This is a genomic window from Streptomyces sp. NRRL B-1140 (genome assembly GCF_001280065.1).
GTDB lineage: Bacteria > Actinomycetota > Actinomycetes > Streptomycetales > Streptomycetaceae > Streptomyces.
Map to the genome: position 1 here is coordinate 1 of NZ_LGEA01000140.1, position 10632 is coordinate 10632.

13 protein-coding genes and 1 pseudogene are annotated in these 10632 nt (G+C 72.3%); 7 read left to right on the plus strand and 7 right to left on the minus strand.

Translation table 11 applies throughout. From position 1 onward, the window contains the following. Nucleotides 1-565: FAD-binding protein (locus ADK65_RS33085; protein WP_159038856.1), on the plus strand; the 565-nt coding region annotated here is incomplete at its 5' end. Between the two features lie 22 nt (nt 566-587). Here the strand turns inward: ADK65_RS33085 and ADK65_RS33090 are convergent. Then, nucleotides 588-911, minus strand: coding sequence for a DUF488 domain-containing protein (locus ADK65_RS33090; protein ID WP_053674722.1), 324 nt, complete (start codon nt 909-911; stop codon nt 588-590). Nucleotides 912-1068: 157 nt separating this feature from the next. On the opposite strand from ADK65_RS33090, the gene ADK65_RS33095 reads away from it, so the two are divergent. Next, a complete protein-coding gene (locus ADK65_RS33095; RefSeq protein ID WP_053674724.1) occupies nt 1069-1512 on the plus strand; it encodes a DUF6098 family protein in 444 nt (147 codons plus the stop codon). A gap of 141 nt (nt 1513-1653) precedes the next feature. Here the strand turns inward: ADK65_RS33095 and ADK65_RS33100 are convergent, their stop codons facing one another. Both ADK65_RS33100 and ADK65_RS33105 read right to left on the minus strand, forming a co-directional pair. Then, the gene (locus ADK65_RS33100; protein WP_053674725.1) at nt 1654-1908 is read right to left on the minus strand and encodes a WhiB family transcriptional regulator; all 255 of its coding nucleotides are present in this window, start codon (nt 1906-1908) and stop codon (nt 1654-1656) included. Nucleotides 1909-2011: 103 nt separating this feature from the next. Beyond that, nucleotides 2012-3229, minus strand: coding sequence for a saccharopine dehydrogenase family protein (locus ADK65_RS33105; RefSeq protein ID WP_053674727.1), 1218 nt, complete (start codon nt 3227-3229; stop codon nt 2012-2014). 104 nt (nt 3230-3333) lie between these two features. Between ADK65_RS33105 and ADK65_RS33110 the strand changes: the two genes are divergently transcribed. Further along, the gene (locus ADK65_RS33110; protein ID WP_053674729.1) at nt 3334-4044 is read left to right on the plus strand and encodes a TetR/AcrR family transcriptional regulator; all 711 of its coding nucleotides are present in this window, start codon (nt 3334-3336) and stop codon (nt 4042-4044) included. Nucleotides 4045-4048: 4 nt separating this feature from the next. On the opposite strand, the gene ADK65_RS33115 is transcribed toward ADK65_RS33110, so the two are convergent. Continuing rightward, nucleotides 4049-4945, minus strand: coding sequence for a LysR family transcriptional regulator ArgP (locus ADK65_RS33115; RefSeq protein WP_053674731.1), 897 nt, complete (start codon nt 4943-4945; stop codon nt 4049-4051). A gap of 69 nt (nt 4946-5014) precedes the next feature. On the opposite strand from ADK65_RS33115, the gene ADK65_RS33120 reads away from it, so the two are divergent. Next, nucleotides 5015-5632: a LysE/ArgO family amino acid transporter gene (locus ADK65_RS33120; RefSeq protein ID WP_053674733.1), complete on the plus strand. Its 618-nt coding sequence runs from the start codon at nt 5015-5017 to the stop codon at nt 5630-5632. 84 nt (nt 5633-5716) lie between these two features. Next, nucleotides 5717-7009 (plus strand): MFS transporter, encoded by a 1293-nt coding sequence (locus ADK65_RS33125; protein WP_053674735.1) that lies wholly within the window; start codon nt 5717-5719, stop codon nt 7007-7009. Between the two features lie 13 nt (nt 7010-7022). Here ADK65_RS33125 and ADK65_RS33130 read toward each other — a convergent pair whose 3' ends face one another. The 3 genes from ADK65_RS33130 to ADK65_RS33140 form a co-directional block, all read right to left on the minus strand. Next, a complete protein-coding gene (locus ADK65_RS33130) occupies nt 7023-7478 on the minus strand; it encodes a cyclic nucleotide-binding domain-containing protein (protein WP_053674736.1) in 456 nt (151 codons plus the stop codon). Between the two features lie 286 nt (nt 7479-7764). Next, nucleotides 7765-9234 carry an aminotransferase class I/II-fold pyridoxal phosphate-dependent enzyme gene (locus tag ADK65_RS33135; protein ID WP_053674739.1) on the minus strand — a complete coding sequence of 490 codons (1470 nt, stop codon included), beginning with the start codon at nt 9232-9234 and terminating at the stop codon, nt 7765-7767. Nucleotides 9235-9303: 69 nt separating this feature from the next. Then, nucleotides 9304-9525 (minus strand): hypothetical protein, encoded by a 222-nt coding sequence (locus tag ADK65_RS33140; RefSeq protein ID WP_053674740.1) that lies wholly within the window; start codon nt 9523-9525, stop codon nt 9304-9306. Nucleotides 9526-9795: 270 nt separating this feature from the next. Here ADK65_RS33140 and ADK65_RS33145 point away from each other — a divergent pair, with 270 nt between their 5' ends. Both ADK65_RS33145 and ADK65_RS33150 read left to right on the plus strand, forming a co-directional pair. Then, nucleotides 9796-10230: an ATP-binding protein gene (locus ADK65_RS33145; RefSeq protein WP_053674743.1), complete on the plus strand. Its 435-nt coding sequence runs from the start codon at nt 9796-9798 to the stop codon at nt 10228-10230. Between the two features lie 201 nt (nt 10231-10431). After that, nucleotides 10432-10632, plus strand: a pseudogene (locus ADK65_RS33150) (B/F/G family RNA polymerase sigma-70 factor); the annotation flags it as partial.

Here is a 10632-nt window from a genome sequence, read left to right on the forward strand (position 1 = left end):
GGACCGTGCCGGATTCCTCAAGGAACGCATCCTCGGCAAGGGCGCGCCCGGACCGGTCGACGCGTTCCTGCGCAAGGGCGCCGACTTCGTCACCGCGGCCGGTCTCGAGCAGCTCGTCGAGAAGATGAACGCGCTCACCGACAAGCCGCTGCTGGACGCGGCCGGCATCCGCCGCCAGATCGAGGCCCGCGACCTGCAGATCGCCAACCCCTACGCCAAGGACGCCCAGGTGCAGGGCATCCGCAACGCCCGCCGCTACATCGGCGACCGCCTCGGCCGGGTCGCCACCCCGCACCGCATCCTCGACCCGGCGGCCGGACCGCTGATCGGTGTCAAGCTGCACGTCCTCACCCGCAAGACCCTCGGCGGCATCCAGACCGACCTGGACTCCCGCGCCCTCGGGACCGACGGCAAGCCGATCGACGGACTCTACGCGGCCGGCGAGGTGGCCGGATTCGGCGGTGGCGGCGTCCACGGCTACAACGCCCTGGAGGGCACCTTCCTCGGCGGCTGCCTCTTCTCGGGCCGGGCGGCGGGGCGGGCGGCCGCCAAGCAGACCGCCTGACCCGCGGGGACGGACCGTCTCGTCAGGATTCGATGAGGCGGGCCAGCACGGTGGCGTGGCTCCGCTCGGGCGTCTTCGACGCGGTCAGCAGAGTCACGTCGCCCTCACGGGCCAGCTCACGCACACCGTCGAGCGCCGCGGACGCCTCGTCGGAGGAGACCTCGTACGAAGCCTCGCCCGCGTGGTACGAGCGGCGCAGCTCCGTCGAGGGGGTGAGCGCCTTCGGCCACTCGTCCACCCGCGCCACGTCCTTGGCCAGACCGCGCGGCCACAGCCGGTCCACCAGGACCCGCGTACCGTCCTCCGGCTCGGCGGGATCGTAGACACGGCGCACGCGCACGCTCATGATCGGCTCCTCTCCGCGGCGGTACGGGGGTGCCGCGAGCCTAACCCCGGCCGGCTGCCCCCACCGCTCGGTAACGAACGGCCGGTTCCGCTCGTGCCGGGCGCGGGTACTCCGTCCGCCTGACCACGTCGAACGCTTCGGGAAAGGAGGTCATGGCATGACTGCCCAGGACGATCTGCGGGTCGTACGGTCACTCGACGAACTCGCCGGGCTCGTCGAGCGGCACCGGGGCCTGTACGTCCGCTGGTCGCGCGGCCCGGAGATCGATCTCCGCGAGGTCTCCAGCACCGACGACCTGACGGGCGTGTCCCTGCCGGGGCTGTCCGCCAGCCCGCTCGGCGTCGAGGAGTGGTGGGAGGGCCGGCCGGTGCGGGTCTGGGTGGCCCGCCGTCTGCACGACTACGCGCATCTTCCGCACGACAAGGGGCCGGGCGTGCACCCCTGGGTACTCACCGGCAAAGAGACCGCCCGCGGGCCCGACAACGAACCGCTGGTCACCGACGTCCGCCCGATGTGCCGACTCGATCAGCAGGTGATCGACGAGGCGAAGGCGGAGGTGGCCCGGCAGGGAAACCCCTGGGGGCCGCTGCGGCGCGGCTAGGTACGTTGCGAAAGTGGCGCCTGCCCCGCGGCGCCACTTTCGCAACAGATGTGGTGCCGCGGCGGGCGACGTTCGCCGTCCAGGAGTGGCGAACGCCGCCCGCCGCGGCACCAGGACCCCCAGGGGGGGCGGCAGCCCCTGTCAGCCGGAGCGGCGCCGGGCGGCCGCGCGGCGCTTCAGCGCGCGCCGTTCGTTCTCGCTGGTCCCGCCCCACACGCCGATGGACTGCCCCGTGTCCAGAGCCCATTGGAGGCACTCGTCCTGCACGGGGCAGCGCCGTCGGCACACGGCCTTGGCCTGTTCCGTCTGCAACAGAGCCGGGCCGGAGGTGCCGATCGGGAAGAAGAGCTCGGGGTCCTCGTGCCGACAGGCAGCGTGGTCTCGCCAGTTGTCCATCGAAGTCACCTGCATCGCAGTAGAAACGTGCTCTCTCGGATGCTTACTCTCTATCGGGTGACCTGTCGATGCCCGGTGAAACAGGGCGTTCCCGGACAGTCGTTCACTGCTCCCGCATGCCCCAGGGGGAGCCGTAGTCCGTCAGCAGGTCCAGGAACGTCCGGGCGGGGAAGGCCTCCGGGCCGAGTACTCCGGCACCGGACCAGGCGCCCGTCGCGAGGAGTTCGAGTGCGACGACGGGGTTGACCGCCGTCTGCCACACCACGGCCTGGGAGCCGTACTCGGCCATGGACCACTGGTTGTCGACCACGTGGTAGAGGTACACCTCCCGCGGCTCACCGCCCTTCACGCCCCGCACCCAGGTGCCCGCGCACGTCTTGCCGTGCATCCGCTCGCCCAGTGTCGCCGGATCGGGCAGGCACGCGGCGACCACGTCCCGGGGCGAGACCTTCACCGGCCCGTCCGGCCCGGGCACGGTGACCGGTTCGGTGCGGTCCAGGCCCAGCAGGTGCAGGGTCCGCAGCGTCTCGACGAACTCCCGCCCCAGGCCGTACTTGAAGGTCACCCGGCGGGCGCCGACCCAGCGCGGGACGAGCAGCACCTCCTCGTGCTCCACGTTCACGCACTCGACCGGGCCGATGCCCTCGGGGAAGTCGAAGACCTCGGGCTCGCTGAACGGCTCGGTGGTGAACCAGCCCTTCCCGTCCTCGTAGACGACCGGCGGGTTGAGGCACTCCTCGATGGTGGTCCAGATGCTGAACGAGGGCGCGAAGTCGTAGCCGTCGACGGCCAGGTTCGCGCCGTCGCGGATGCCGATCTCCTCGATCTCGTCGAAGAGTTCGTCGGCGGCATACCGCGCGAAGACGTCGGAAAGGCCCGGTTCCACACCCATGCCGACGAGAGCCAGCAGTCCCTCCTTCTCCCAGTCCTCGGCCTGCGCGAACTGCTCGTCGCCCAGCTTGACCCCGCACTCCTCGTACGGCCGCTCGGCGTGCGGACGCGACAGCGACATGGCCATGTCGAGATACGTGGCGCCCGCGGCGCGCGCCGCGCGGAACAGCGGCATCACGAAGCGGGGATCGGTGGCGTTGAGGAGAACGTCGCAGCGGTGCCGGGCGAGCAGGCGGGCGACGGCACTCTCGTCGCCCGCGTCGACCTGCTCCGCCGTGAAGCGCGTGTCGCCGCCGAGCGCCGCGACCGCCGCCTCGGCGCGGCCGGGGTCGTAGTCGGCCACCACCATGGCCTCGAAGAACGGCCGCCGGGCCGCGATCCGGGTGATGGCCCCGCCCACACCACCGGCTCCCACGAGCAGTACACGCATGACAGAAACTCCCTTTTTGCGAAGAACGTGACGGGCCCTGGGAGAGATGAAACGCCGTCCCGTGACATAAGGTCAATGGCGTTGGCATAAGGAGGGAGCCCGTCGTGCCCAAGCCCGTGGTGCCGGAGGACAAGCGCCGCCGGCGCAGGCCCACCAAGAACGGCACCGTGCTGTCCGAGGAGCTGATCGTCGACACCGCGCTGCGCATGCTGCGCGAACACGGCAGCGCGGGGCTGACCGCCCGCCGGCTCGGCCTCGCGCTGGACGCCGACCCGAGCACGCTCTACCGGTACTTCCGGGGCATGGACGAGCTGACCCTCGCCATCGGAGACGCGCTCATCGGCCAGGCGCTTCAGGGCTGGCGGCGCACGGGGGAGTGGCGGGCGGACCTGCGGTCCTTCGGGCTGCGCATCCACGCCGCGTATCTCGCCCATCCGCAGGCCGCGCTGCTGACCACCAACCGCGTCACGGGCCGGGCCCATGAGCTGGCCGCCGACGAGGCCGTCCTGGACGTCCTGCGCACGGCCGGCTTCCCGCTGCCCGAGACCGTGCGCATCTACCACGCCTTCATCGACCAGACGCTGGCCTTCGCCGCGCTGGACGCCGCCTCGCTGGCCCTGCCCAGCGACTCGCTCCACGCCGACGAGGGCATGTGGCGCTCGACGTACGCACGCCTGCCCGCCGCCACCCACCCCCGCATCGCCGAGGCGGCGCCGCTGCTGGCCACCCGGATGCTCACCAGCGCCTACCCGACGGCCCTGGAGATGCTGCTGGACAGCGCGGCGGCGCGGCTGGAGGCGGCCGGCCGCGACTGAGGTGTCAGGCCCGCAGCGCCTCCGCCGCGGTCGCCGTCACGGTCTCCGCCACCTGAGCGAGCGCCGGCGAGTCGAGCTTCCACTGCTGCCAGTACAGCGGCACGTCGACCGTGCGCCGCGGGGCGATGCCGACGAGCCGGCCGTCACGCAGCAGGGGGTCCGCCTGGGCTTCCGGCACCAGACCCCAGCCCAGCCCGGCGGCGACGGCCTCGACGAAGCCCTCGGAGGTCGGCACGTAGTGCCGCAGCGCACTCGCGCCGCCGCGCCCCCGGGTGAGCCCGCGGACGAAACCGTCCTGGAAGTCGTCACGGCGGTCGAAGACCACCACGGGCACCTCGCCGAGCGCCCGCGCCAGGGGCCCGCCGAGGTGCCGCACGGCGAAGTCCGGCGCGGCCACGGGCAGATAGCGCATCCGGCCGAGCGACCGCACCGAGCAGCCCGGTACGGGATCCGGCGACGAGGTCACCGCCGCCATCACCGCGCCCTCCCGCAGCAGAGCCGCCGTGTGGTCCTCGTCCTCGCGGCGCAGCTCGAAGCAGAGCCGCAGCTCCCGCGGCACGCGGGTGAGGACCGGGAGGAACCAGGTGGCCAGCGAGTCGGCGTTCACCGCCACCGACACCCGGGTCGGCTCTCCGGCACCGCTCAGTCCGAGCTCCGCCTGGGCGTCGTGCTCCAGCCGTGCCACCTGGCGGGCGAGCCGCACCAGGACCTCGCCCGACTCGGTCGGCCGCACCGGCTTCGTCCGCAGCAGCAGGACCCGCCCCGTGCGCTGCTCCAGTGCCTTGACCCGCTGGCTGACCGCCGACGGCGTGACGTGCAGCGCGGCCGCCGCGGCGTCGAACGTCCCCTCGTCCACGACGGCGAGGAGGGTCCGGACCTGGTCCAGCGGAAGATCTGTCATCACGTGAGCTAATGATACGTAAGAATCATTAGCTGGACCCGACCCGGGAGTCTCCGTAGCGTCGACGCCATGACCAGCACCTTCACCGCCGGCGCCGCCGGTTTCGGCACCGGACTGTCCCTCATCGTCGCGATCGGCGCCCAGAACGCCTTCGTCCTGCGGCAGGGGATCCGTCGCCAGGCCGTCCTCGCCGTCGTCGGGATCTGCGCCCTGTCCGACGCGGCACTGATCGCGCTCGGGGTCGGCGGGGTCGGAGCGGTGGTGGTGAAGTGGCCGGGTGCCCTCACGGCGGTCGGCTGGATCGGCGGCGCCTTCCTGCTGTGCTACGGCGCCCTGGCCGCCCGCCGGGTGGTCCGGCCGGGCGGGGGCGCGCTGCGGACCGAGGGAGAGGCGGCCGGGTCGGTGCGCCGGGCCGTGCTCACCTGCCTGGCGATGACCTGGCTCAATCCGCACGTCTACCTCGACACCGTGTTTCTGCTGGGGTCCGTCGCCGCCGATCACGGTTCACTGCGCTGGACCTTCGGCCTCGGTGCCGTGCTGGCCAGCCTGTGCTGGTTCACCGCCCTCGGGTTCGGCGCCCGCATGCTCGGCCGTTTCCTCGCCCGGCCCGCCGCCTGGCGCGTCCTGGACGGCCTGGTCGCCGCCACCATGATCGTGCTCGGCGCGGTGCTCGTCGTGGGCAGTTGACCCCCTCGGTCGCGGGCCGCCGCCGGGCTGGTGCGATAGTGATCCCCGCCCGGAAAGATGTAGCGAGCATCCAGGAAGCGGCGCGTGGACACGAGCGAGAGCACAAACCAAGAGCGGGAAGGCGAATCCGAGGGGCCCCGGCGGCGCGGCCGGCGGCGCTGGGTCATGGACACCCGCCCCCTGCGTCGTCCCGCCTACCGGCGGCTGTGGGGCTCGACGGTCGTCACAGCCGTCGGCAGCCAGCTCACCGCCGTCGCCGTCCCCAAGCAGATCTACGACATCACCGGCTCCTCGGCGTGGGTGGGCGCCGCGAGTCTGGCCGGCCTCGTGCCCCTGATCGTGTTCGCGCTGTGGGGCGGCGCCGTCGCCGACACCATGGACCGGCGCAAGCTGCTGCTGATCACCAACAGCGGCATCGCCGTCACCTCGCTGCTGTTCTGGCTCCAGGCCTTCGCCGGACTGGAGTCGGTGACCGCGCTGATGCTGCTGCTCGCCGTGCAACAGGCCTTCTGGGGCCTCAACGCCCCGGCCCGCAACGCCTCCATAGCAAGGCTGGTTCCCACGGACGAACTGCCCGCCGCGAACGCCCTCGGCTCGACCGTGATGCAGACCGGCCAGGTGGCCGGCCCGCTGCTCGCCGGCGCCCTCATCCCCGTGATCGGCCTGCCCGAGCTCTACCTCATCGACGCGCTGGCGCTGTGCGTGACGGTCTGGGCCGTGTACCGGCTGCCCTCGCTGCCGCCCCTGGCCGGCACGGCGGTGCGGCGCGCGGGCGTGAAAGAGATAGCCGCCGGCTTCCGCTACATCTCCGGCCACACCGTGCTGCTGCTGTCCTTCCTGGCCGACATCGTCGCCATGGTCCTCGGCATGCCCCGCGCCCTCTTCCCGCAGCTCGCCTCCCAAACCTATGCCCCGTACGGCGAAGGGCTCGCGCTGGGCCTGCTGTTCGCGGCGATCCCCATCGGGGCGGTGCTGGGCGGACTGTTCTCCGGCACCTTCTCCCGGGCCCGGCGGCACGGCCTGATGGTCATCGGGGCGGTGGTCGTCTGGGGCGTGGCCGTCACGGGTTTCGGACTGAGCGGCAACCTCTGGGTCGCGGTGGCCTTCCTCGCTCTGGCCGGTGTGGCCGACATGGTCTCCATGGTCTTCCGCGGGGCGATCCTGCTGTCCGCCGCCACCGACGAGATGCGCGGGCGCATGCAGGGCGTCTTCACGGTCGTCGTGGCGGGCGGACCGCGCCTGGCGGACGTGCTGCACGGCACCGCCGGATCGGCCTTCGGCCCCCGCACCGCCGTCGCGGGCGGCGGACTGCTGGTCGTCGCGGTGATGCTGGTGCTGGCCACCGCCGTACCGGCGCTGCGCCGCTACCGGGTCTGAGGTCCCGGGTGGCTCAGAGGGCTCCGCGCCGGTGCAGCGTGTACTGCTCCATCAGCTTGCCCCGGGTCATCTCCAGACGGTGGGCGAGCACCTCGGCCACGTTGCGCACCAGCATCATCCCGAGCTCCGGGTCCTCCCGGCACAGCTCCAGCACGGCCCCCGCGTCGAACTCGTAGGCCCGCACCGGGCTGAACGCCACCGCGCCGAAGTCCCAGGTGTACGGAGGAAACAGCCACGACCAGCCGAGCAGGTCGCCCGCGCCGAGGCTGGCCACGGTCACCCGCTGCAGGGAGTTCACCTGCTGGTCCAGTGAGACGGCGCCGGAGCGGATGACCCAGAAGCGGTCGGCCGTGCCGTCCGCCTCGAAAATCCGGGCGTCCTCGGGGAAGGACACCTCCCGCGCGAGCGTCATCAGGCGCTGCCGCTGCGGCGGGGGCAGGGCGGTCAGGAGTTTGATCGCTTTGGTCATGACGCGGACTCCTCGCCGGGCGGTCGACTGCGGTGGTGTGCCAAGCCTTAAGCCCATTTCAGCCGCTGCCGGGGCCGTGGGCACCTCGGCGTACGGCACTTCTTCCGGCGGGCCGCCCGGGCATGAAAAAGCCCTGGCTGGACGGGGGGACCAGCCAGGGCCGTACGCGGTGGTGCACGGAGGACCAGGAGTCGACTCCGTCACCACGTATACATGAACCGTAAACCATTCGAGGGATGGGTGCGCACCCGAAGACCGGGTTGCGTGACCCGTTTCACGCTCGGGGTCACCGCGCGAGCACCCGGACCGTCTTCAGTTGCGGGTCCTCGGGGTCGGGCAGGTGCATGCCCGCTTCCAGTCCCGTCCGCAAGTACGCCAGCACCGGCTCCGTCAGGCGCTCACCGGGAAGGACGGCGGGGATGCCGGGGGGATACGGCGTGATCATCTCGGCCGCGACCCGACCGGCCGCCTCGGACACCGGCACGGCTTCGGCCGGACCGAAGAACGCGTCCCGGGGCAGCACCGCCTGCTCCATCCGCAGCTCCGCGGGGGACGGCACCTCCACCCGCGGCGCCCTGGGCAGATCAGGCGCCGCCCGCGCCAGGTCCCGCAGCGCCTCCAGCAACTGCCCGGTGGTCTCCCGGTCGTCGCCGTGGGTGATCTGCGCGCCGATCCGGCGGTGGTCCACCAGATGCGCGTCGATCCGCCGGTGCTCGCGCAGCCAGTCCGCCGCCTGGAAACCCGTGATCCCGAGCTCCGTGAGGTCGATGACGCCGGGCAGCGGATCGAGGTCGTCGGCCAGCCCCGGGCCGCAGAAGTCGTCCCGGCCGTTGACGTGCAGGCCGTCGATCTCCTCGATGGAGGCCCGGACCTCGGCCGCCAGGTGCAGCGCACCGCCCATCAGTTCCTCGCCGTGCAGCGCCATCTGCCGCCGCCACCCGTCGAGACCCGCGAAGATCAGCACCGACGGGCTGGTGGTGCCCAGCAGGTCCGCGCGCATCCCCAGCAGCTCCGGCGGCACCAGATCGCCCTGGAGGTGGAAGACCGACCCCTGCTCCAGACCGCTGCCCATCTTGTGGATGCTGGTCACGCAGATGTCCGCGCCCGCGTCCATCGCCCACGACGGCAGCTCGGGATGGAAGGGCAGATGCGCGCCCCACGCCTCGTCGACGATCAGCGGCCGTGAGCGCCGGTGACACACGTCGGCGATCGCCCGCAGGTCCGCGCAGCCCCCGTACGGCGTGGGACTCGTGACCAGGGCGCCCCGTGCGTCCGGGTGCGCGTCGAAGGCCCGGTCGAACTCCTCGGCGGACGGGGGATGGGCGAGGTTCCGCTCGGCGTCCCAGCGGGGCTCGACCCAGACCGGCTCGATACCGGAGATGATCAGGCCCGCCACCACCGACTTGTGCGCGTCCCGCCCCACCAGCAGCTTCTCGTGCGGCCCCGCGACCGACAGCATCGCGGCCTTCACCGACAAGGAGCTGCCGCACGTACTGAAGAACGTGTGCTCGGCGTGCACCGCGTCGGCCATCAACTCCTGCGCGCGTTGCAGCACCCGGCCACGGGTCAGCCGGTCGTCCAGCCCGCCCGAGGCCAGCACGTCCCCGTGGAACACCGCGTCACCGAGAACCTCCCGGACCGCCGGGTCCGCGCCGCGGGCCTGCTTGTGCCCGGGCGGTGTGAACGACAGATTCCCCTTGCGTCGGTACTCGTCCAGGGCTTCCAGAACCGGTGCTCGCGTGTGGTCGGCTGTCATGCGCACCGGGTGCCCGGCGTGTGCTCCCGCAATCCGGTCACACCCGGACGGCCCAGAGGAGTCCTCCGGTCAGCTCTCCGGCCCGTGCCTGCCCGGCGTCACGATCTCGTCCAGCACCCGCAGCACCGCCTCGTAGGACATCCGCCGCACGGCCGCGTCCCGGGCCCCCTGCGGGTCGGTCGCTTCCAGTGCCTCGCTCCTGGACCGCCACGTCCGCTCCTCCTGCACCGCGCACTCCCTGGCACGCCGGATGCGCCGCAACAGCTCGTCCGAATCCACCACATCGGTCATGCACACCGCGTACCCGCCCAGCGCGCGGAGATGGCACCCGCCCCCCGGCCGTTCGAGGCGTCTTCGGGCCCTCCGGCCCGACCGGAGGTTTGCAGGTGCGGTCAGAGGTGAGCCGAAGAGTAGGACCGCGGCGCTCACGCGGTGCGTACCGCCGAACGCCGCGGCAGGTCGAGCGGACAGCGGGTCCGAGGGCCCGGGCAGACCTCTGCGGGCGGCCCCGGAACGCGGTCCGGACCCGTTCATCCGTCCGTGCTTTCAGGGAGCTGCAGAATGTGCGAGGAGCACATGATCGAATCCGTAGGCGAGCCGCCCGGCGCTCACCGGGCCCGGCCGTGCAAGCCCGCCGAGGCGCGCCGGGCGGTGGAGCTGGCCGTGGCCGAACGCTGCCGTGCCACCCACACCCCGTGTGACAGGGCCGCCCTGTCCGACGCACTGCTCGTCGCCTCGGAGCTGACGACCAACGCCATCCTGCACGGCGGCGGTATCACCGACTTCCAGGTGGACGTCGACGACCCCGGCGTACGCGTCTCGGTGAGTGACCGCAGTGACGCGCTGCCCGTGACCGTGCCGCGCACCGACCCGCACGGACGCATCCGGCACGGCGGCCACGGCTGGCCCATCGTCTGCCGGCTGGCCCGCGACGTACGGGTGTCGGACCTGCCTGCCGGGGGCAAGTGCATCACCGCAGTCGTGCCCCTGTTCTGAACGCCCGTGAGACGGCCCCCGACAGATTGCACTGCAAAGCGGAGTTTGTTCCCCCGGGTGCAGGGCAGACGCAGTTTCGTGCTTCGGACCGGAGGCGCGCCAGCGGGAGCGGTATGACTGCCCCGGAGGCCCCTCCAGGCGATCCGGGCGGCGTCCTTCCCGCGGTCAGTCCCTGAAACCACCGTTCAGGAGCGAATCCGCATGCTCATCGAAACGCCCACCCATCGTCCCGGCACGCCCGAAACGACGACCCCCGCTTCCCGGCGGCGTCACGACGACGCCCCCGACACCGCCGCCCTCTTCGCCCGGATGGCGGAGCTGGAGGAGGGACCCGAGCGGGAGGCCGTCCGGGACGAACTGGTCACCCTGTGGCTGCCCATGGCCCACCGGATCGCCGGCCGC